Source organism: Luteolibacter sp. LG18 (assembly GCF_036322585.1).
Taxonomy (GTDB): Bacteria; Verrucomicrobiota; Verrucomicrobiia; order Verrucomicrobiales; family Akkermansiaceae; genus Luteolibacter.
In genome coordinates this window covers 790,468-813,024 of the sequence record NZ_AP024600.1, presented here as the reverse complement: position 1 = coordinate 813,024, position 22,557 = coordinate 790,468, and the positions used below count along the sequence as shown (strand labels likewise).

The following is a 22,557-nucleotide window of genomic DNA, read 5'->3' as shown; positions in this document are numbered from 1 at the left end:
GGCTGCCGGATTGGGGGTTTGGTTGCCCGAAAATTGCCAATTTGGGTATCAAATGACGTCCGGGTAGCGGGCGGGTGTCAGAAAAATGACAGACCTTTCGACTGTTCCGGGTGTGTAGGGGAGGTCGGGAGATCGAAAATTCGGTTGTCTGGGGCGATCGGACTTCCATCACCCGACGGATTTTCGTCCCCCCTTGAGCGTGGCTCTCATGGAGCGCTGGAGGGTGGCGAGCCGGGACAGGACTTCATCCGGGGCGGTTTCCGGGTCGAAGCGCACCCGTTGGTGCAAGCGGATGGCCTCACCGAGTTCCTCGTTTTCGGGCAAATGCTTCCGAAGTCCTTCCAGCCACTTCGAATAGGGCATGCCGGGAGGGCGGTTTCCGAGGAGTTTCCGGGCGAGCGGCTCAAGATCGTGGAGCGGGGTGCGGAACGCGGGTTGGAGGGGGGCGCGGCCGGACGATTTTTCGATCCGGCGGCGCGACCGCCACAGGCCGCGGAAGATGGCGATGGCTCCCGCGGTGCCGAAGGTGGCTACGATCAAGGTGACCAGGCCGGTGTTGCCCGGATCGTTCCGCCAGATGAAAAAGTCCTCCCGCAGCCGTTGGAGCCAGTCATCGAAGGCCTGGCCCCAACCCTGGCGGCTCGGTTCGTTGGCCAGCCAGTTCACCGGGGTCGGGTCGAAATCGATCCAGCATTTCGCGTTGTCGTCCCAGACCCGGCACCAGGCGTGGGCGTGGGTGCCGCGGATCACGGCTTCCCTGCGGGCCGGGTCGAGTTCCATGACGGCATAGCCGACCGCGTAGCGGGTGGGCACCCCGGCGTCCCGCAGGATCAGGGTGGCGGCGGTGGCGAAGTACTCGCAGTGGCCCCGGCGCTCGGTGGTGAGGAATTTGGCGATCGCGCTGTCGGCCTCGCCCTTGCTGCGGTTCGGGGCCTTGATCGAGAGGTAGCGGGTGTAGTGGAATTCGCTCTGGAAGAAGCCTTTGAGCGTCGTCAGTTGCTGCTGGAGCGGCAGATTGGCCAGGCCAAGTTGCTGGGCCGTGGTGTGGACGGCGTTGATTTCATCCTGAGGCACCTTCAAATCGGACACGAAGGTGCCTGGAGCCGGACGCTGGTCCCACGGTGGCCGGTCCGGGCTGGTTTTGGGGTCCCACAGCACGGTGCCGCTGATCACCGGGTCCTTGGGTTCCACCCGCAACGTGGAGAGGTCGTTTCGCTCCACGGTGTCTAGATCGAATCCGGTGAGGCTGCTGAAGTGGCCGGGGACCGGCAGCGGCATCCGCAGCTTCGCCGCCCCGCGCAGCGAGATCCGCGGCAGGCTGTCGGAAATGGCGGCCTCGATCGCGGCCGGGGTGGCCTCGTTGGCGCGGTATTTGAGATAGTATACCTTGCCGGGCAATGGCTCGATGTTCCGCACTTCGTTGAAAGTGGTGTCGATCACCGCGGTCGGCTGGGGAACGCGGCATACCCACGCGCCGCCGTCGTATTGATTGTACAGGGTGGTCCGCAGCAGCGGCGGGGTGGGGCCTTGCAGGGTTTTCATCCGCCAGAGGATGTCGGAGGACTGCTTGAGTTCTCCCAGGTCTCCGATGGCGGTTTTATAGTAGTTCGGATCGAACCCGTCCCCGCCTCCTCCACGGGCACCGCGGATGGCCCAGCCGTAGAGAAATTTCAGGGTGAACATGCCGCTCACTCCCATCCCGCCGGCGAGGGCGAGGCAGGCGATGATCATCATCTTCCGCGCGTTGCGCAGCGCCAGCAGGGCCCAGCCGAGAATCAGCAGCAGACCCACCAGGAAGAACCACGGCGAACGGGGTTCCTCGGGTTTTCCCAAGGTGGAGGCGATCAGGATGATGCCGAGATAGATGTGGCCGAAGGGGAGCTCCAGCGGGTTGCCACCGAGGCCCAGCTTGCGGTTTCGTTCCCATCGTTTCCGGGCCACGATCGAGAACGTGTAAAGCGGCATCGTCTCCTTCGTGCCGTAGGACTGGGCGAATTGGAGCGGGAAGAACAACGCCGGTCCCCACACGATCAGTTGCTGGACGATCTGGGTGCGGTTGCCTTCGAAAAACGTGAGCACCATCCGCGCCGCCACCAGCAGCACGGTGAGATGCCATGCCCGGAGGAACGCGGCGTCCCGGAAGTCCCAGCGCAGCCGCACCCATTGGGCCAGTTCGACGACGACCGCCAGGCTCACGCCGATCAGCCACTGGTCCGTCATCGCGCTCCAGAACAGGAGCGCGGCGGCGAGCAGGAACGGGGGCGGGGTGTTCGGACGCATCGGGAGGGGACAAGAAGATTACCCGGCCACCACGGGTTTCAACCGGATGGGCAACGAGCCAAGGTCGCGGGCGAGTTGACCGGATTCGATCCAATGGCCCGGGAATCCGGTGGGAGCCGGGCCGGTGCCGGTGGCCAGCACGGTGCAGGGCAGGCCCTGGCTGGCGAGCTGGCGGATGAAGGCGGCGCGTTCCTCGGACCAGCCGCACAGCACCACCAGGCAGGACGTCAGTTCCTCGCGGTGCTTCAGCACCAGGTTCGCGAGTGTGTCGAAGTGAGGAACGGTTTCGGGTTCCACCCCCGCCAGCACCTCCAGAAGCACCTCCGAGCGGGCCATGCCGCGCCCGACAGTGACGGTGTGGGCGCGGTCCTTGATGAACATCAGGTCGAGCAGGCTTTCGCGGGTATCGATCGTGGAGGCGAAGGAGGCCGCCACGGACACGGCATCTTCGAACAGCAGTTCGTGTCCGGAAGCGGGGAACGTATCGAGCACCAGTCCGTAACGTGGATAGAAGGTGTCCTCCAGCTCCCGGACGATCGGTCGGCCGGTGCGGGCCCAGCTTTTCCAGTGGATCTGGCGGATTGGATCGCCAGGGCGGTACTCGCGCAGGCCGACGAATTCCCCGGAGGTGCCGATGGCATTGGTCGCGGCCTCGCCGCCGATCTGGAAGCGTCCGCTGCCCGGCAGCTCCACTGGAGGCAGGCGGTAACGCGGTGGGAGCACGGTGAGCGTGGCGGGCGGGGTGGGCAGTTTCTCGCAGCGCTGGAACAGCCCGAATGGATCCGGCAGCAGCGCCCGCAGGTCGTCCAGGCGGATCACGCCGCGCCGCGCCGGAGTCAGTTCCACGGGCACCTCCACGGTGCCGCCGGCAGGCACGTCGACGGAGTGGGCCGATTGACCTCCCTCGTAGAGCCGCAGTCGGTCCATCAGCCATTGCCACCGGTAGTAGGCGAAAGTGCGGTCGAAGGCATTGCGGGTGGCCTCCTCCGGTTCGCGGGCACGCAGGAACAAGTTCAGGGGCGGTCGTGGATCCGGAGGCGTTTCATGGAGCCAGACGGAGCGGAGGTCCCTAGTGCCAGGATTGCGCAGGTGGATGGTGCAATGGACCTGTTCCCCGGCGGTGGCGTAGCGTGGCAGCTCGCGGCGCGCTTCGAGAGCTCCCGGTTTACGGAAGAATGCCAGCGGGAGAGCCATCGCGAACAAGGCCGCGGTGAGCGAGAAGACGAGGTAAACGTGGAACTGCTGCTGGTTCTCGGGCTGGGCCACGCCGAGCACGGTGGTGACGGCCAGGGCGATGCCGACCCCGAAGCCCGTCGCGCGGACGCGGCGGGCGAAAAAGTAATTGAGTGCCGCGCCGCGCCAATAGGTGCGGTGGAGACGGCGCAGCAGCGCGTCGGCTGTCCGGGCTTTCGGAGCCTCTTTCACACCGGCACGGGAGTGCGTTCGATCAATCCCGCCACGATCGAGCGGGCGCTGGTGCCCGAGTAGCGGGCCTCCGGCTCCAGCACCAAGCGGTGGGCGATGACGTCCACGGCGACTTCCTGGATTGTTTCCGGCAGCACGTAGTCGCGGCCCTCGAAGAGCGAGAGCGCCTGCGCCGCCTTCATCAGCGCCAGCGAGGCGCGCGGGCTGGCGGGAAGCTGGATGTCCCGGTGGCCGCGGGTGGCGGAAACCAGCGAGACCACGTAGTGGCGCAGTTCGTCCGAGAAACGCACCGCGCGGGTGGCGGCCATCAGGTCCATCACCTCCTCGCGGCTGGCCACCGGCTCCATCACGTCCACCGGGTGGCGTTCCACCTGGTCGGCCAGGATCGCCGCCTCGTCGTCCGCGCTCACGTAGCCGAGCGCGCACTGCATCGCGAAGCGGTCCATCTGGGCTTCGGGCAGCGGATAGGTGCCGCGGAATTCCACCGGGTTCTGCGTGGCGATCACGAAAAACAGCCCTTCGAGCTCGTGGCGGGTGCCTTCGATCGTGGCCTGGCGCTCGCCCATGGCCTCCAGCAGCGCGCTCTGGGTGCGCGGGGAGGCGCGGTTGATCTCATCCGCCAGCAGGATGTCCGCGAACACCGGGCCGGGATGGAAGCGGAACTCATGGGTCCGCGGGTCCAGCACCGAGATGCCGAGGATGTCCGAGGGCAGGAGATCGGGCGTGAATTGGACGCGCTTGAACACCGCTCCGGACACGGCCTTGGCGATCGCCTTGGCCATCGTGGTCTTGCCGGTGCCGGGGTAGTCCTCCAGCAGCATGTGTCCGCCGGAAGCCATGCACGCCAGCACGCGGCGGATCACATGGTCCTGGCCGCGCACCACGGTGCGGACGGCTTGTTCGAGGCGGGTGGCGGTCTCGTGGGCGCGGCTCATCAGTCGGTCGGGAAGGATGTCGTGGGTGGGAGCGTTCATTTCTCCGGGATGGGAGGCCGGTCGGATTCGGCGTTTTTACGATGGATCTCGTAGATCTCGCGGAGTTGGGCGGCGGCATCCGTGTTGCCGCCGGCCTCGAGGCGGGACCAGGCGGCCACGTTGAGGAAATCGCGGGTCCGGTTGCCATTGGCGAAAAGGTCGATCTCCGCCATCACCCGCGGGCCGTCCGGAGTGGCCACCAGCGGATAGAGCGGGTAGGTCGCCGCCGGGTCCGCGGCATTGCCGATGCGCGCCGAGATGGCGGTCCACGGGCCGCGGCGGATCACGCCGAGGATGGTGGCGTGGCCGCCGGTCTTGAGGGCTCCCGTCAACTCGTAGCCGAGATTGCGCAGCAGGCGCGCGGTTCCCCGGTCGCGTTTCAGATGGGCGGTCAGACGGATGGAGGTGCCGATGTCTCCGGCCACGATCGCTTTGCTCCACTCGTTGAAAATGCCACGTGTGGCCTCTTCGGGTGGCCCCTCTCCACCGGGCACGCTATCGAGCGCGGGGCTGTCCGCGAGCGCGAGATCCTCCCAGTCCTTGGTCCAATCGGGCGCGACGGTGTCGGCCTGGGCCTTCACTTCCGCCAGCTCGGGTTGCACCTGGTCGCCGGGACGGAGGCCGGGGATCAAGTGCCAGCCGCCGTTCCGTTTCACGAAGTAGAGCATGCGCAGGTCCGCGCGTTCCGGTTGCCGTGAGGAGAAGACCTGGTAGGAGGCGACCGCCCCGTCATTCTTCTCGATGAATCCGATCGGCAGCAGCGTGGTCAGGTCCCGCGGGGAATGAAGGTCCCGCCAGATGAGGGCCAGCCGGGAGGCACCCAGCCGGGCTTGTTCCGGGTCGCCCTCGAGATCGAGTAGCGTCAGCAGGCTATCCGGGGTGTTTGCCCGCAGCGCGGCGACGACGGCCTCGCTGGCGGCCTTGGCGGTGTCCAGCTTGGCGAGGGGAAATTGACGCCGCCAGACGGCGGGCAACGCATCCAGGTAGTCCGTGCCCACGATGCCGTCCTCGTCGCCATGGGGATCGGGAGGATCGCTCCGCAGCAGGGCAGCGGGCAGATCGATGCGCCAGAGTCCTTCGGGATCTTTTTCCAGATCCAGGCTGAGCAGGCGGATGTGGGGCAGCGTGCCGCGGCCCGATTCGGCGGAGGCATCGAGGCAGGCCATGGTGATCGCCGCGTGTTGGTCGTCACCGTCCTCCAGCACCACCGAGCGGATCACGCCCGGTGCCGCGAGCAGCCGCCACGCGGGTTCGAAGGTTTCCTTGGAAAAGGCGCGGCCCACCGCTCCCAGCCGCTCGCTCCAGTCCCGCGGCAAGTCCTTCTGAAGACCGCCGATCAGGCCGAGCATGGTGGCTTGGTCGCGGGTGGCGCAGGCCGTCAGCAGGCGTTTGACCAGTTCCGGGGGCTTTTCCTTTTGGAGGACTTCCTTCTGGATTTTGCCGCCGATTTCCTTGTGCAGCCGTTCGGCGGATTGGTCCCGCAGGGTGGAAAGATCCACCACCTGTTCGCGGGTCATCCACGCCTCAAGGGCGGCGATGCGGCCAGCCCGGGATTCGTCATACCCCAGGCTGGTGTTTTCAAAGGATCCCGGCACCGGGGCGGGGAGCCATTGGTCGCCTTTGCGGACCAGACCGATGGCGATCACCCGCAGGCTGCCGGGATCGAATCCGGCGGCCTGCCGAACGAGCACCGCGGCCAGGTCGCCGTCCTGTTTCACCGGGCCCACCTCCACGCGGTCGGCGCTGATTTCACGGGAGAGACGTTTGATCCTCGCGGCGATCATCTCACGCTTGTCCTTGCCGGTCGCGGCGGAGAGGGCTGTGTCCGCGCCCGGAGCCAGGTCCACCTGGCCGCCCCGCAGTTTCTCCACGAAGCGCACGGCGGCTTCCGCCGGGGTGCCGGAGTCGGCAGCAAGCACGGGAGTGACGAGGGCCAAGGCGAGGAGCAGGGATTTCACAGGGTCTGATGGAAAGTGTCGTCGGCGTCGAGCGACAGGACAAAGCCGGTGAGCAGCTCGATTGTCTTCTCAATGTCGCCCAGATGGGCGGTTTCCACCACCGAGTGCATGCAGCGCAGCGGCAGCGACACGAGCGCGCTCGGCACACCCTCGCGGCTGTGGAAGATTTTGTCGGTATCCGTGCCGGTGAAGCGGCTGCTGGACTCGTGCTGGACCGGCACCGAGGCCTTCTTCGCCACCTCGATCAGGCGCTGGACCACCTTCGGGTGGTTGGACGAACCGTGCGTCAGCGAGGGGCCGCCGCCGAGCTTCACCCGGCCGAACTTCACGTGGTCGATCCCCGGCGTGTCGGTGGCGTGAGTCACATCCAGGCAGACGCAGACCTCGGGCTTCAGGCGGTAGGTTGCCATCATCGCGCCATGGCCGCCGATCTCCTCCTGCACCGCATTGAGGCAGACCAGCGTGAAGGCGGGCTTCTTTTTCTCCTTCGCCACCCGCTTCATGACCTGGGCGATGATGTAGCCGCCGATCCGGTTGTCCAGGGCGCGGCCCACCAGCCGGTCGTGGGAAAGTTCCATCGGGCTGTCTTGATAGACCGCCGGGTGGCCCACGCGCAGGCCGAGCGCGGCCACCTCCTTGGCGCTGGAGGCACCGACATCGACCCACAGTTCGTGCACGGCCGGGGCCTTTTCCTGGCCCGCCTCGTCGCGGCGGAGGTGGATGGCGGTGTTGCCGATGATGCCGGACACCGGTCCCTCGTCGCCGAGGAAGGTCAGGCGGCGGCCACGGGCGGTCGCGGCATCGCTGCCGCCGATGCGGTCAAGCCGGAGGAAGCCGTTGTCGTCGATGTGCTTGATGATGAAACCGATCTCATCGGCGTGCGCTTCCAGCATCACGATCCGCTCGGACTTCCCGGGCAGGATGGCCCAGGTGGAACCGTAGGCATCGCAGGCGGTTTCCGCCGCGTGCTGGCCGATCCACTTCGCCCAGACCCGCTGTCCCGGCATTTCGAAGCCCGTCGGACTCGGGGTTTCCAGAAGTTCGAAAAGGAAGGCGCGGTCGTCGGGTTTCATGGACATCCCGCCCATTCAAGCACGGGCAGCGGCGCTGGCAATCCCGGGGATGGGGAACCCTTCACGGAGTATCGAGCCATCGCTGGATTGTGGCGGTGGTGGCCGTATCCAACCGGCTGGCTTGTTCATGCAGGTAGCTTTTCACGCTGTCGGCCAGTTCCCGTGAGGGCGGCGAGGATGCCAGCAGCCCCGCGAGAGCGCCCGGCGGCATTTTCGCGCGGATCTCGGGATCGGCGAACACGGCCCGCGTCCATTCTGCCTGACGGCCGGGGAATTGGCTCCAGCCGAGAGAGGTAAGGGTATTCGTCCGGTGGTCGGGGTTTGCTTGGAAGGCTGTTCCGCCGAACCGCGGATTCTTCAATGCCAGCCGAACCATCATCCGGACCACGCCTTCATCCGCCGGCCGGCACCAGACGCCGGCATGCATGGTGAGGCGATCGAGGGGAGAAAGACGGGACCATGAAGTCCGGAAGAGCCCGTTCAATCGGGTGAGGTCCCGTGCGTCGCGCGCAAGAATTGCCGTTTGGGAATCGAGGGGTGGATCGACATACAAGGGGGCCGTGCGGGCTTCCAAGGACGTGGTGAGATGTCGGCGGGCGGCTGTTTCGATCGCTTCCGGTAAGGCGCCGCCATGCCGTTCGGCGATGGTCAGCAGCGTCAGGGTGATCACGGGGCCGTCCACCAGCAGCAGATCGCGGCTCACCGGGTGCTCATCGCTGCCTGCCAGGGACAGGGCGCGGGTCAATGAATCCAAGGCCGCGGGGTTTCCCGCATGGAGGCTGGCACAGGTGGTGAGGAGGAGCATCCGTCTGGCGATGGTGGTATGGCGAATTAGGTCATCCGAGGTGTCCCGGTTTTCGGCCGCGAGAGGCCCCTTTGCCCATGTCTCCCAGTCCTCGTTCCGGAAATCCCCCAAATCAGGCACCCGGCCGAGGATGCAGTCTGCGGTCGTGACGAGGTGCGCGAGGAGCGCCCGGCGCAGCGCGGAATCGTCGATCTTGAGAGCGTGGAACTCCGCTTGCAGGCGGGCCATGCGGGCGGACGGAGTCTCCGTGTCGGGCGCTGTATTTTCGCCGCCGGACAGGATCGCTCGCAGCAGCAGTCCGCGTGCATCCTTCAGGTGGCCGGCCGCGAGTTCCTGCTGGATCGCCTTCTCCAACGCCGGGCTGTAGTGGGGCGGGTGGATCAGGCTGTCCGGTTCCAAGGGCAGCAGCGCCAGCGCTTGATCGGTCTTCCCTTCCAGGAGGAGAGCCGGGAGCTTCTCGTCTACCGGTGGTTCGTAGGCCCGGACCGGCACGGCCAGGGCAAGCAGGATGAGCGACAGGAGGCCGGTGAACGCGAGGTGCATTCCTCCGATAAGCCATCGCTCGTGGTTGGCCGCAAGATACGCCGACCGGTTGACGGAGTTTTTACCGATGGAATCGACGGCGGCATGGACGGGCCGGGCTTGCCTTTCGTGGGAAAATAACAGTTAGTCACGATGAATCCACGAAACCACCATGTACGAACTCTTCAAAAGCGAGGCGTCCGGTAAATACCACTTCCGGCTCAAGGCGGGGAATGGCGAGATCATCCTCTCCAGCGAGGCTTACGAGGCGAAGCCTTCGGCGGAAAACGGCATTGCGTCCGTGAAAAAGAACGGGACCGACCGCAAGAATTTCGAGATCCGCCAGAGCTCCAGCGGGAAGTCGTATTTCGTGCTGAAGGCGGGCAATGGCCAGATTATCGGCCAGAGCCAGCAATACGTCACGGAGGCGGCCGCGGAGAACGGCATCGCCTCGGTGATCAAGAACGCGGGCGGCGAGACCAAGGATCTCACCGCCTGAGGTGTCATTTGGATGGCTCCCCGCCGAGCTTCTTGCGGGTGGCTTCGATCCACGATTCGATTCGCTTGGCCGCCTCGGGATCGAGGCGGCCGCGCTGCTCGTTCAGGTAGAGCTGGATGAGATCGACGGTTTCCGAGGTCGGATTCCTGCCGGGCAGGCTGGCGACATTCACCGGGGCGAGCTTCGCCCGGAGGGCCGGATCGCCCAGGACTTCTTTCACGAAGGCCGCGCGGGTCGGTCCTTCCGCTGGCATCCCGTCCCATAGGGAAGTCCGGCCGGAGTTTTCCAGAAATCTGGCCAGCCGCGGGGTTTTCGCCGCTAGTTTCAGGATGGTGAGCCGCAGATCGACGTCCCGTGAAACCCGTTGGATTTGCAGGGTTTCAAGCGTCTTCTGCAACGAATCCGGCCAGTCTTTTGCCGCGGGAGCGACGAGCGGGGCGAGCTTGCCGGGATCTTCGTCGGCGGGAACCAAGACGAGCGCCAATGCGTCGAAGGGCTGGCTCCGGTAGCTGGAGGTGCTGGTTGCCCCGATGGTGTTCAGGATCGCGGTGAGGAAGTCGCGGGTCACCGGCCGCAAGGGCTCCGGCAGCGTGCCGCCATTTTTTCCGGCGAGGACGAGCAGGGTCAGCGCGATGGGCTGCGCATTCTGGGTGATCATTGACTGGGCTGCCTCGGTCCGGGTCACCGCCTGAGGGATGGACTCCAGCATGTGGGTGAACGATTGGAGAGAAGCGGTGTCTCCGGCGTGGAGCGCGGAGCAGGTGGTGAAGGTGAGGAGACGTCGGGCCATCCCGAACTTCTGGAATCCGTTCGCCCGGTCATCGCTGGGAGTGGGGAGGCGGCTCCAATCGACTTCCCGGAATTCCTCCGCCACCGCGGTCCTGCCTAGGAGATAGGCGGCGGGTTGGGCGAGGTAGACATACAGCGCCCTGCGGATTGCAGCCTCCTCGATCTTCGAGTTTTGGAATTCCGCTTGGAGGCGGGTGATGCGGGCATCGCGGGATTCCGCCGGGGTTTCATTGCCGCCAGACCCATCGAGGCCGGACGAAAGGAAGGTCCTCAGGAGCAGGCCCCGGGCATCCGCCAGTTTTCCTTCCGCGGTCGCCGCGGAGATGAGCCGTTCGGTGGTGATGGTGAAGGTGGGGGCTTCGAACCAAGCGTCCGAGTCCCGGACTAGGATCTCCGCCACCACATCGAGCCGGCCCTTGCGAGCCTGCTCCTGGAGCATCGAGGCCGAGTTGTCATGAGGGACGCCGCTTTTCCGGATGATGACAACCATGAGGTCTTGCCGCCCGATGGCCTCCGCGGTTCTCATTAGGTAGGAGTTGGAATTGTCCGCCGACTTGGCGGAGGGATTGGAGCCGAGCAGGAGTTCGAGGAGTCGTCCGGCTTCAGTGATGGTCTCCGGGCTGAGGGGGGACCGGGAGGTCATCTGGTAAAGAAGCGAGGAGGCCTGCTCATGAGAGGAGGTCGCGGCGCTTCCCATCGCCGTCAGGTGCTTGGTGGTGATGCGGAGAATTTCATCCGGACGCGCGGGATTGGAGTCGCGGCGGGACTCCAGGATCCGGGCCAGGGCGAATTTGGCCACCTCTTGGGCGGAGACACCCGCTTCGGCCAGCGCCGAGGTGTAACTGTCCAGCAGGGTGGCTTCGGAGACATCGGAGGAACCAGATGCCTCCCTGGCGTGCCAGTGGATCGCAGCGGTGAGGAGGGGAGAGCTTTTTGCCGCGGTGAGCCAGCCGCCGACGGTTTCCTTCGATTGACGCTCCAACAGGTAGGTGAGGGACTCGGCGGACATCAGGTAGGTGGCCTGGACCTTCGGTGATACCGCCGTCAAACCACCCCACGCGTCCCGGGAGATCGCTTGGGAGCCGAGAGAGGACTGCGTGGATTGCCTCAGCGCGTTCCAGAATGACTCGATGCCGGATCTACCTGCGCTGGTGGAGTCGATGGTGGAGAGCTCCTCCCGCCACGCCGGGGTCGCCGCCAGCAGCCCGGGAGTATTGGGATAGGATGACAGGGCGTTCTGCAGGAGCGCTGCTGATCGGTAACGGGGATCGAGGGTGGAGGCCGAAAGGCCCTTGGCTTTCTCCGCCCAGGTAACCAGCAGGTGATGGAGTCCTTCGATTTCCCCCATTTGGGCGAGGAGCTGGACGCGTTGCTGGATCACGCCGCCGGCCCGTTGGCGGCGATAGGGATCGGTGGGGGAGTTGTCGTTCAGGAGGCTGACGGCCTTTTCCAGATCCTTTTCGACTTGGTCGAGCTGCGCCTTGCGGTTCTTACGCAAAGGGGCGCGGACCATTTCCGGCAGGGCAGCCAGTTCAGCGGGGCTCGCGGCACCGAACAGCTCGTTCAACATCGGTTCCCGGAACCCGGCGGGGAGGGCGCCGAACTCCTTCGCTCCCGCGTCGAGGGCCTTGCGGGCGAACGTGGTGCGGGTCGGGCCCGCGGGTGCCAACAGCGCGACGGCGACCCATTCGGCCGCGGAGGCATTCGTCTTTTTGGCGGAGGCCTCGAAGAGTTTGTTCCGATCCGTCGATTGTGAAAACCGGCTCAAGGCTTCCGTGGCGAGCCAGTTGAACGACAGAGGGGGCGGAGTCCCATCCTCGTTCTCTCCATTCATCCGGCTATCGTAGATGTCGTATCCATCGAACCCATGGCTGTTCTGGCGGGTGCGGGTCCAGAACCCGATCCGGGCGAGGGCATCGAGGCGGTCGATCCCGGCGTTCTTGAGCGCGGCGGCCAGGTCATGGATCGTCGGGTCTAGAAGTCGGGCATTGCCGCTGCTAAGGGACACGTTTGGCAGTTCGATCCTCGCATCGGCCAGATGGCGGACAACGGCGCAGGCGATCACGGGGCGTTCCGCCGCATCAATCATGCGACCGATGACCTGCTGGCGGAGGTAGTCGGCGTTGTAGCCATGCGGATTGCCGTCCGTGGCCTTGTCCGCACGAGTGAGGCAATGGGTGACGAACTGGCCGAATTCTTTCGGCCCGCGGGCGTAGGCGTCCTCGAGCGCGCGGGCAAAAAGCGGATCGAGCTGTCGAGGATCGCCTCCGAGCAACGGGTTGACGTTGGTGTTCTGCGCGATCAGTGCTTCCACCGCAGCGCCCGCCTTCGGGAGTTCCGCGGCCCGCCGCACGGCGGCCCGGAATTTCGCGGTGGCGGGCCACGTCTGGCCGCTGTTGAAGGAAGACGAGGGGGACTGGCGGACGAGGAGAGGTAGAAAATCTGGGGCGGATTTGGCGGTGCGGAAGCGTTCGATCCAGTCAGCCAGGTCGGGGTCCTTCGCGCGGATGGCCGTGAGCTGCCCGGCATCGATGGCGGCCCCGGGATCGCGGTTGAACAGCAGGAATTCCAAGGCGTAGGCACCATCGTCATCACTGTTTTGGTGGACCCTCAGAATCCCATTGCGATCCACCTGGGCGGCGGAGGTGGCATAGGCCCCGCTGCCGATCACCCGCCTTGCCGCTGTGAGCAGGTCAATGGAGTCGGAGGATTTGTGGGCGCTCAGGCAAAGTTGAAACGCCGCCTCGGCGGTCTCCGGATCATCCAGGCACAGCTCCGTCCATAGCAGGACGAGGTCGGTGAGGCGTTTGAGCCGGGCGGCGTTCGTTTGGGCGTCCCCACCGTTCGATTCCTGCAGTCCCCTTGAGATCGCACTCAGGATTCCGATCCGCCAAGGGGAACCACCCGGGACATTGAACCCGGGGCGTGATTGCCATGTTCCAAGGAGTTCGAATTCATCCATCGACCCGGACATGCTGCTTTGGGAAAGCACGCTTGAGGCCCTCTGCCGCATGGCGGCCCTGAATCCGGTGACATCCGATCCGGCGAGGGCGTCGAGGCGGGCAAACGCTTCGTTCTGCCGGTTCGGTGGGAGCTGTAGGATGGCGTCCAGCGCGCAGCCAGGATCGGAAGGGCGGAGGCGGGCGAGCGCTTCGGCCGGTTCGAGGGCGGCCTGTGAGCCTTGGAGGGCATCCAGCAGCCGGATGTGGTTGATCCGGTAGAGCAACCCATGATCGGGTCCTGGTGCTAGCCGCTTGAGGGCCGCATCCACCACGCCCTTGATGTCGGGCTTGAGGGATTGGATTTGCTGACGTAGGGAGCGGTCATAACCGGTGTTCCAGGTCCGGATCACCCCTTCCAAGGCGCGGGTGGCCTCCGCGGTGGCCAGGTCCTGCTGGTTTGACCCGACGAGTTTGGCGATCTTCTGCCAATCGGTGCGGTGAGGCTGGATCTGGATGAGTGGCGCGGCGCCTCCGAAACCCATCTGCTGTGGGGTCCTGAAAGTTCTCGAGAGTCCGGAGGAGGACATCTGATTCTCGTAGAGGAGCTGGGCCTTCTCTACCAGGGTTTGGTCGCGGAGGAGGGGAGCGCACTGCGAGACCAGCAGGGCGTTGGCCGGTTCATCGAGGAGGCCGGTGAGCCGGGTGATCATCGTGGTCCGGCGGTCCTTGTCCTTCGCGGCGAGTCCGGTGAGCGCCGACCACGCCTTTTGGGCGGTGCCGGGGTTTTCCTTGAGCCGTTTCGCCCACGATTCCAGCTCGTTGGTCCGTTTCTCAAGGTGCTCTACGTCCCAGGTCCAGCGGATCGCGACGAGGTCGGCCGCGATTTCCGAGAAGGGGGGCTGGGCCTCGATCTCGCGATCGATTTGTTTCAGCGAGCTCGTCGCGGTCCAAGCCACGTAGGCGCGCAGGACCGGGGATTCCAGCCGCTTCAGCGTGGCGTCCGGTTGAAGGCGCTTGCACCAGGTGGCTCCGAGTCCGTTCAGGTAATACAGCGGATAGGTCCGGGCATCCGCGGGGGCAACCCTCGGCTGGGGTGGCGGAAGAGCCCGGCGGGAGAGCCCGGCGTAGCCACGGCTCCAGCGGCCTTGGTAACCGAAATCGTCCGCTTGCCAGTAAGGGTATGAGAAAAACGGGGCGGGAGGCGGCGGAGGGGACTTGGCGGCGGATGGGTTCAGGGCCGCCAGGTGATCCCGGCCGATCGCATTGAGCGTGGCGACAAGCGCCTCCGTGTCCCCCATGGCGTCCAGCAGGCGGATCAGGACGGATCGGTAGTAGACGCTCAGCCCGGGGCCGAGATCCGGCTGTGCCAGCGAGCCTTCGATCCACTTGCGTGCAAGCGGCACCCAAGGCGGAGGCGGGGAGGTTGTCTGAAGTCCGGTCGCCTTGGACGCGATGGTGTGCAGCATGGTCTGCCGATGGGTTTGTTCCAACGGTTGCGTTTCCGGATGGTCGAGAAATTCCTGCAGATGTTTGGCCAAAGCGGCGTCCGATCGTCCGGCCAAGGTGGCTAGCACCTGCCATTGGGAATCGATGCCGGCTTTCCGCAGGCGCTGGTGAAGGCTCGATAGCTGGTCGTCCGGAAGCGAGTTCCACGCGCCGTAGTTCATGTAGCGGAGCAGCATGAGCCGTCCTCCGCTTTCCGGGGGAAGGGAGGCGGAGGGGGCGCTGTCGTAGGACATCGCTTCGTCGAGCGTCTGCCGCCATTCCTCCTTCGATCCTGATTTCAGGATCGGGATGGCGTCCACATTGGCGCGCCACACGTCATCGTCCAGGGTGAGGGCGGTGGCCAGTGCGTGGGCGGCGCAGAGATCCCTCTCATAGCCGGGCTGGTGGCCATAGGTGTTCTGGAGAACGGACGCGACTCCGCCGGACGCTTGGTTCCGGATCGATGAGGTGAAAGTTTGGATCAGTTGGTTGATCCGGGTGGCCTCGGGCCAGTTGCTTTTGCCCTGGCGCGCCTGTTCTTCCTCCGGAGTCGACGGCGGAGGTTCCGGGGTCCGGAGGATGGCCAGGAACAAGGCGTTGGCCTCCCGTTCGTGACCATCGATGGCCAGGAGCTTGCCAAGGGTGAGTTGGGAACGGATGTCGTGGAGTTTGGGGTCGATGTTCCGGAGCAGATCGATGGCGGCTTCCGTCCAGCCGGCGGAGGCGACCGAGACCGCGGTGCTTTCAATCACCCGGATATCGGTGCCCGCTTCACCCGCAAGGGCCTGGATCTCCAGCAGACCGCGCGCGATCTGGCCATTGCGGACGCGGGCCTGGGCGAGTTGCCGGGCGGATTCGGGGCCGGGGGCGAGGCGGGCGATGTCCTCGAAGCGGGCGATGGCGTTCGTGTTGTTGCCGGAGCGCTCGTCGAGGGTGGCGAGTTCCCCAAGGATCGCCGCATCACGCGGGGCGCGCTGGGCTGCCTGTTGGAGGGCTTCGACCACGTCGCGGGTGTTGTTCTGCAATTTCGCGCACTCGGCCAGGCCCAGCCATGGGGAGGGGGAGAGAGGGTCGCGGCGGCCGCGGGTGCGGAATTCTTCCACGATATCGGGCAGCAGGTTGTAGCGCTGCCCGAGTTCGGCGAGCCGGTGGAGCCAGCGGCTTTGGTCGGCGGAGTTCTCCGCGACCGAATATTGCTGCCAGGCGAGTTCGATCGCGCCGCGGGCGTCGCCGTTGTTTTCAACGGCCTCCATCAGCATGGTGCGGAAGACGGGCTCCTTGTCGAAGCGGGCCACGGCCTTGCGGAGCTGTTTTTCCGCCGCCCGGGCGTCGGTGACGAGGAGCAGCCGGGCTTCTTCGAGCCAAGCGTTCATTTCCTCCGGTGCCAGCTCGCGCCAACGCAGGCAAGCGGCCAGGGCTCCGGCGGGATCTCCGGCTGCACGCTTCAAGCCCGCCACCCGGCGTTGCCAGGCCGCCTCCTGGAGGCGGTCGGCCGGTGGTTGGGTGCCGAGGCGTTCGACCGCCTCGCGGGTTTTGCCCTGGCGCTGCAGCAGGGCGATGTGGCCGTCCCGCAGCAGGGGATCGGTGGAGGCCCCGAGCAGGGTATCCGCGTCCGCCGGGCGGTTCGCTCCCACGAAGAGGCGGCCGAGCAGCAGCGTCTCCGCCACGCTGCGGGCCGGGTTTTCCTGGAGAGTCCTGATCCATGCGTCCCGCTCGCCTGCGGCCTCGGTGGCGGTCGCGATCCATCCGATGGCGGCGTCGTAATTGCCGGCGGCCGCGCCGTCCTTGAGCAGATCGGCTGCGATTTCCAGCACCTTGGCCGGTTGTTGGGCGGTCAGGGCCGCAGGTGCGTAGGCGGCACGGTAGTCCGGGAGTTTCGCGAACTCCTGTTGGCGGGAAACAAGGAGAGTGAATGCCGCGTCATGCGAACCCGCGGTGCCCAGGCCCTGGGCCGCGGCGAGAAGATCGGTGAGTGCCGGGCGGGCTCCCAGTTTCCGCCACCACTCGATCGCGTCCTTGGGCCGGCCGATCCTGGCGAGATACTGCGCCAGCCGTTGCTCGGCCTGGGCTCCAGCCGCTCCATTCGCGAGCTCGCGCAAACGGGCCTCGCCTTCCGAGGCCAGGCCGTAGCGGAACCACAGGTCGCTTTGGTTGACCTGCTTCAGGGGATCGGCGGAGGAGAGTTTCGAGAGCCCCTCCAGGGCCGAACGGATCTCCGCGGGGCGGTCCAACCGGAATTGGAGGTCCGCGAGTTTCAGCCACGGGGTTTCGTTCTTCGGGTCGTCCGCTGCGAGCTTCCGCCACTCGACGGCGGCTTCATCCAGACGGTTGCCGCGGTCGAGGAGATCGATGCGTTCCAACCGCAGCGCTTGATCGCCGGGAATGCGTTTGAGGAGCTCGGTGAGCAGGGTGAAGGCGGTGTTGGGATCACCGGTTGCGGCCAGCGCACGGGCATGGCGGCGCACGATTTCCATGCGGTTGGGAAATGCGGTGCTCCATGCGGCGATCTGCTTGAGCCAGCCGGTGTCGCCCTGCCGGTTGCGGCTGCTCTTCTCCGCGCGGGTGAGGATTTCCGATTCCAGCCACGAATCCGTCCCGGAGGTATCGAGGGCGGCGGTCCATTCGGCCAGGGCCTCATCGGTGCGCCCGGCGGCGGTGAGCAGATCGGCGCGATCGAGACGGGCCTCGGTTTTCTTGAACGGATCCTTTTCCCGTTCCACCCGCCGCTGGCTGAAGGTAAGGGCCGCTTCCTTCTGTCCCTCGCGGCCCGCGGTGCGGATCAGGTCGGCCAGCAGGTCGAGATCGTCCGGCGCGGCATCGAGCGCCTTCGTCCAGCGGGCCACGGCATCCTCGCCCTGCCCGGCGCGGGCAGCGGCTTCACCGGCGGCACGGACGGCCTCCGGGAACTCGGCGGCGGTGGCGGGCACCTTGTCGGCATGGGCGATGGCTTCGTCGAAGCGCCCGGCACGGAGGTGCATGCGGGCGATTTCCAGCTCGATCCATCCCGGTTCGGCTCCCGCGGCCAGAGCCTTGTCGAAGCTGGCCATCGCCTCCTTTTCTTTTCCGGCGAGCAATTGGTTCCGCGCCAGCACCGCCCAGTCCGCGGGTCGGCCAACGTCGGCGCGTTTGATGAGAAATTGCTCCAGCTCGTTGGTCGATCCGTCTTCCCGCCACGCTTCCACGAACCGCCGGTAAAGGGTGTCGCTGGAGGGGCGTCCCAGCAGCGCCTCGTGATATCTCGACGCTTTTTCGGAAAGCTGGATCTCCTCGGCGGAAAGGTAGGTAGAGGAAAAAACCAGAGAGCCTGCCAGCAGGCAGCGGAGGAATGCGGAGTGCACGGATAGTGCATAACATATCGGCACGGTGCGGCGACAAGAGACGTGAGATTCCTTGACGATTAATTTACACGGGGCAGCCGGGCGATTTGCCCGGTCGCCGCCGCGGTGAAAGAATCGCCAGCTCCGGGACGTCCCGCGTGGTAATTGTGCGTTTCATGTGGCGGCCCTTGGTCAGCGTTTGCCTGTCGGTTTCCTCCGTCCTCGCGGCGGATGAACCGCACTGGGCGTATGTGCCTCCGGTGGCTGCGGCTCCCGCTGGAGCGGAGGGAAGGAACCCGGTCGATGCTTTCCTAGAGGATGCGCGGGCGAAGATGGGAATGAAGGCCGCGGCGGAGACTTCCCCGCGCCAGTGGCTGGAGCGGGCCGCTTACACCCTCATTGGCCTGCCGCCCTCCGCGGAGCAACTGGCCCGGATCGACGCGCATCCGGACGAGGCCACCCGGAAGGCGCTGGTCGATGAGCTGCTCGCCAGCCCGGCCTACGGCGAACGCTGGGCCCGCCATTGGATGGACGTCGCCCGCTACGCCGATACCAGCGGCTACAATTTCGACGCCGACAACCGTTACCCCTTCGCTTACACCTACCGGGATTGGCTGATCGGGGCCTTCAACCGCGACCTGCCCTACGCCCGGTTCGTGGAACTCCAGATCGCTGCGGACCTGATGGTGGACCGTCCGGATCATCCCGACCTCGCCGCGCTCGGCTTCATCACCGTGGGACCGCGATCCGGGCACGAGGAGACGATCGATGACCGCGTGGACGTGGTGACCCGCGGCTTCATGGCCAGCACGGTGTCGTGCGCGCGCTGCCACGATCACAAGTTCGATCCGATCACCACGCAGGACTATTATTCGCTCTACTCGATCTTCGACAACGTCACCGAGCCGGAGCAGAAGCCGGTGGTGGGCGCGCCCGCCGACGAGGCCGCGCTGAAGGTTTATCAAGTGGAAGCCGCCAAGCTGGAGAAGGAGGACCTCGATGCCCGCCAGGCATTGGTCGATCACTTGCGGAGCAAGGAATCGCTCGCCGTGTATCTCGATCTCGGTTGGCGCGCGAAGGCGCAGGGTTGGGAGCACGGCATGGCGGCCTCGGAGGCGTTCAAGCGCGGGCGTTACCGGGCGAAGGCCGTGCTTCAGTGGCGGGATTGGTTGCGGAAAAACACTTCGGGCGACAAGGCGGTGCCGCGCCTCGCCGAATGGGACCGCGAGATGGCCGCGGCGGATGACGCGGGCAAGAAGGCGGCCTGCGCAAAATTGGCGGAGGAATGGATGGCGGGTGGCGCCTTTGCGGAATGTTCGAAGGATCCATCGTGCCCGATGGCCTATGGCGTGGACCGGGTGACCTCGATCATGGACACGGAGGACGACAACGCCCGGCGCAAGCGCGCCAGCGCCACGAGCAAGCTCCAGGCCGAGCACCCCGGCTCGCCGCCGCGCGCGATGACGCTCCAGGACAAGCCGAAGTGGAGCGAGGCGGTGGTGTTCAAGCGTGGCAACCCGGCGATGAGAGGGGAGAAGTTCGACCGCCACTGGTTCAGCTTCCTCGGCGGCGAGGTGTTTTCGAAGGACCGCAGCGCGCGGCTCTCGCTGGCGGAGAAGATCGCCGATCCGAAAAACCCGCTCACCGCCCGCGTGATGGTGAACCGCGTGTGGGCGTGGAATTTCGGCGCGCCGCTCGCCGATCCCGCGGACTTCGGCACGCAGCAGGCCGCACCTCCGCTCCAGCCGTTGCTCGATTACCTCGCCGTGTGGTTCACGGAGCACGGCGGCTCGGTGAAGGAACTCAATCGCCTGCTGGCGACCTCGCAGGCATTCCGGCTCGCGGCGGAAGGACCGGCGGAAAACAACGCGATCGATGAGGCGAACACGCGCTTTTGGAAATGGAACCGCCGTCGTCTGGATTTCGAGGTGATGCGCGATCACCTGCTGGCATCCGCCGGGAGTCTGGAGACGAAGAGCGTGGGCGGGCGATCGGTGAAGATTGAGGAGCCATCCGCCGACGAACGCCGCAGCGTCTACTCGTTCATCGACCGCTACGCGCTGCCGGGCGTGTTCGTGTCGTTCGATCTGCCGCATCCCGACCACCTCAGCGCGGCGCGTGGCCAGACCACCGTGCCGCAACAGGCGCTGTATTTCCTGAACAACCCGCTGTTGCTGCGTCGGTCCGAAGCTCTTGCGGGGGATGCGGATTTCAAGCGCCAGCCGGACAATGCCGCGCGGGTGGCTTGGCTCTACCGCCGCCTGTTCCAGCGCGAGCCGCGCGAGGCCGAGTCGCGCGCCATCCTGCAATGGCTCGCCAAGGTCGATCCGGCGGACTACGAGCCGAAGCTCGGCGGCATTTGGGAGGTGCGCCATGCCGATGACAGCCCGACCTTGCCGCTGGAAGTACGGGAGTTCCCGTTGTTCGCGGACGAGGTGTGGAAGACCGGCCCTGATCCGGCCACCGCGCCGATCCGCTGGCTCAATGTCGGGGCGAACGGCGGCCACGTCGCGGCCCGGCACGCGATGATCCTGCGCTGGCGCGCGACCGGCTCCGGCGAGGTGAAGATGACCGCCCATCTCAAGCGCACCCAGAAGGAGGGGAACACGCTCGCGTGGCGGATCGATGCCCAGGGCACCCGCACGCTTGTGGAAGGAAAGTTCGCGCCCGAGAGCACCATCGATCCCGCTGGCGAATGGGTGACGGTGAAGGCCGGGGATACTCTTGATCTCGTCTTGCGCGCGCCGGATGGCGATGCCTGCGGCGGCATCGCGTGGACGGTGAAGGTGATGGGCCGCGAGACGCCACAGGCGAAGCCCGCAGTGGTCGGGAATTTCACCAGCGATTTTCCGAAACCGGGTGCGCCCTCGCATGCCTCCGCTGCCGTCGATCCGTGGGCGGACGTGATCCAAATACTGTGGGCCTCGAACGAATTCAATTTCATCGACTGACCGCCATGAGCCATTCCCTCACCGCCAAGGACCTCATTCTCGACCGGCGCGATTTCCTCCGCCGCTGTGGGATGGGTTTCGGCGGGCTCGCGCTCGGCAGCCTGCTGGGTGGCCGGGCGTCGGCGATGCCGCTGACCGCGGGAGATGTAGTGGGCCCCCATTTCGCGCCGCGGGCGAAGCGGGTGGTGCACCTGTTCATGAACGGCGGGCCGTCGCAGGTGGACACCTTTGACCGTAAAGTCCTGCTCGACCAGCAGCACGGCAAGGCGATCTCGCTGGATGGCCTGAAGACCGAACGGCCCACCGGTGCGGCGCTGCGTTCGCCGTTCTCGTTCGACCGCTACGGCGAGTGCGGGCTGGAGGTCAGCGAGCTGTTCAAGCACACCGCGAAGCATGCCGACGATCTGTGCGTGATCCGCTCGATGACGGCGGACGTGCCGAACCACGAGCCGTCGCTGATGCTGATGAACTGTGGCGATGGCCGGCTTGCCCGGCCTTCAATGGGCTCGTGGGTGAGCTGCGGCCTGGGTAGTGGCAACGAGGACCTGCCCGCCTACATTTCGATGTGCCCCGGCGGCATGCCGGTGAAGCGCACCGAGAACTGGCGTTCGGCCTTCCTGCCCGGACGATTCCAGGGCACCTACCTCGACACCTCGATCCAGGAGCTGGAGCGGATGATCGAGAACCTCCGCAATCCCTCGGCCCGCGATCCGCGCCAGGCCGGGCAGATCGAGTTGCTGCGGGAGCTGAACGAACGCCACCTCGCCGAGCGCGCGCACGATCCGCAGCTCGAAGCCCGCATCCGCAGTTTCGAACTCGCCTACCGCATGCAGAGCGAGGCCACCGATGCCTTCGATGTTTCGAAGGAGCCGTCGCATGTCCGTGAGATGTATGGCCCGGGCAATTTTGCCCGCCAGTGCCTGATGGCGCGGCGTTTGCTGGAGCGCGGCGTGCGTTTCATCCAGCTCTGGCACGGCAACGGCCAGCCGTGGGATAGCCACGACAACATCGAGGACCATCGCAAGCTCGCGGGCGAGTGCGACCAGGCGATCGGCGCGTTCCTTTCCGATCTCAAGATGCGCGGCATGCTCGATGACACGCTGGTGATCTGGGGCGGTGAGTTCGGTCGCACGCCCACCGTGGAGCTGCCGCAGGCCGGATCGAACAAGGGCGTGATGAAGGGCCGCGACCATAACCACTACGGTTTCACCATGTGGCTCGCCGGTGGCGGCGTGAAGGGCGGTCACGTCCACGGCGCGACCGACGAGTTCGGCTTCAAGGCCGTGGAGAACCCGGTGCACGTGCATGACCTGCACGCGACCATCCTGCATTTGTTAGGCTTCGACCACGAGCGCCTGACCTACCGCTACTCCGGCCGCGACTTCCGCCTCACCGATGTCTTCGGCAAGGTGGTGGAGGGGATTCTGGCGTGAGCGATAGTAGCGCTGGGCTTGGCCCGGCGTGCTGGGGAGAGCCGCGAATGTCCCGGGTGTCCAGTTTGTCTCTCAAAGGCGGACTGGAGCTATGCACAACTTCG

The 22,557-nt window shown here is 65.9% G+C and carries 10 protein-coding genes; 3 read left to right on the top strand and 7 right to left on the bottom strand.

Annotated features, from left to right (window positions below):
• Positions 1 to 168: 168 nt before the first annotated feature.
• The 6 genes from llg_RS03290 to llg_RS03265 all read right to left on the bottom strand — a co-directional run bounded on the left by llg_RS03290 (position 169) and on the right by llg_RS03265 (position 9,058).
• Positions 169 to 2,280 carry a transglutaminase-like domain-containing protein gene (locus llg_RS03290; protein WP_338288135.1) on the bottom strand — a complete coding sequence of 704 codons (2,112 nt, stop codon included), beginning with the start codon at positions 2,278 to 2,280 and terminating at the stop codon, positions 169 to 171.
• An 18-nt stretch (positions 2,281 to 2,298) separates the two neighbouring features.
• Positions 2,299 to 3,705 carry a DUF58 domain-containing protein gene (locus tag llg_RS03285; RefSeq protein WP_338288134.1) on the bottom strand — a complete coding sequence of 469 codons (1,407 nt, stop codon included), beginning with the start codon at positions 3,703 to 3,705 and terminating at the stop codon, positions 2,299 to 2,301.
• Positions 3,702 to 4,679, bottom strand: coding sequence for a MoxR family ATPase (locus tag llg_RS03280; RefSeq protein WP_338288133.1), 978 nt, complete (start codon positions 4,677 to 4,679; stop codon positions 3,702 to 3,704). Before llg_RS03280 ends, llg_RS03285 begins: the two co-directional genes overlap by 4 nt.
• Positions 4,676 to 6,637, bottom strand: a complete 1,962-nt coding sequence (locus llg_RS03275; protein ID WP_338288132.1) for a hypothetical protein — start codon at positions 6,635 to 6,637, stop codon at positions 4,676 to 4,678. Before llg_RS03275 ends, llg_RS03280 begins: the two co-directional genes overlap by 4 nt.
• Complete coding sequence (locus llg_RS03270; RefSeq protein ID WP_338288131.1) at positions 6,634 to 7,710, bottom strand: M42 family metallopeptidase; 1,077 nt, start codon at positions 7,708 to 7,710, stop codon at positions 6,634 to 6,636. The genes llg_RS03275 and llg_RS03270 overlap by 4 nt, the downstream gene beginning before the upstream one ends.
• Positions 7,711 to 7,771: 61 nt before the next feature.
• Entirely contained in the window at positions 7,772 to 9,058 is a 1,287-nt protein-coding gene (locus tag llg_RS03265) for a hypothetical protein (protein WP_338288130.1), read from the bottom strand.
• A gap of 151 nt (positions 9,059 to 9,209) precedes the next feature.
• Between llg_RS03265 and llg_RS03260 the strand changes: the two genes are divergently transcribed.
• Positions 9,210 to 9,536: a YegP family protein gene (locus llg_RS03260; RefSeq protein WP_338288129.1), complete on the top strand. Its 327-nt coding sequence runs from the start codon at positions 9,210 to 9,212 to the stop codon at positions 9,534 to 9,536.
• Positions 9,537 to 9,540: 4 nt separating this feature from the next.
• Here llg_RS03260 and llg_RS03255 read toward each other — a convergent pair whose 3' ends face one another.
• Positions 9,541 to 18,090, bottom strand: a complete 8,550-nt coding sequence (locus tag llg_RS03255) for a hypothetical protein (RefSeq protein WP_338288128.1) — start codon at positions 18,088 to 18,090, stop codon at positions 9,541 to 9,543.
• Positions 18,091 to 18,245: 155 nt separating this feature from the next.
• On the opposite strand from llg_RS03255, the gene llg_RS03250 reads away from it, so the two are divergent.
• Both llg_RS03250 and llg_RS03245 read left to right on the top strand, forming a co-directional pair.
• Positions 18,246 to 21,020: a DUF1549 and DUF1553 domain-containing protein gene (locus tag llg_RS03250; RefSeq protein WP_338288127.1), complete on the top strand. Its 2,775-nt coding sequence runs from the start codon at positions 18,246 to 18,248 to the stop codon at positions 21,018 to 21,020.
• 5 nt (positions 21,021 to 21,025) lie between these two features.
• On the top strand, positions 21,026 to 22,453 hold the full coding sequence (locus llg_RS03245) for a DUF1501 domain-containing protein (protein WP_338288126.1): 1,428 nt from the start codon (positions 21,026 to 21,028) through the stop codon (positions 22,451 to 22,453).
• The last annotated feature ends 104 nt before the right edge of the window (positions 22,454 to 22,557 follow it).

Excerpts from the sequence above, each read along its gene's own strand:
- llg_RS03290 (WP_338288135.1), bottom strand. The coding sequence starts at position 2,280 with ATGCGTCCGAACACCCCGCCCCCGTTCCTGCTCGCCGCCGCGCTCCTG.
- llg_RS03280 (WP_338288133.1), bottom strand. The coding sequence starts at position 4,679 with ATGAACGCTCCCACCCACGACATCCTTCCCGACCGACTGATGAGCCGC.
- llg_RS03270 (WP_338288131.1), bottom strand. The coding sequence starts at position 7,710 with ATGAAACCCGACGACCGCGCCTTCCTTTTCGAACTTCTGGAAACCCCG.
- llg_RS03265 (WP_338288130.1), bottom strand. The coding sequence starts at position 9,058 with ATGCACCTCGCGTTCACCGGCCTCCTGTCGCTCATCCTGCTTGCCCTG.
- llg_RS03260 (WP_338288129.1), top strand. The coding sequence starts at position 9,210 with ATGTACGAACTCTTCAAAAGCGAGGCGTCCGGTAAATACCACTTCCGG.
- llg_RS03250 (WP_338288127.1), top strand. The coding sequence starts at position 18,246 with ATGTGGCGGCCCTTGGTCAGCGTTTGCCTGTCGGTTTCCTCCGTCCTC.
- llg_RS03245 (WP_338288126.1), top strand. The coding sequence starts at position 21,026 with ATGAGCCATTCCCTCACCGCCAAGGACCTCATTCTCGACCGGCGCGAT.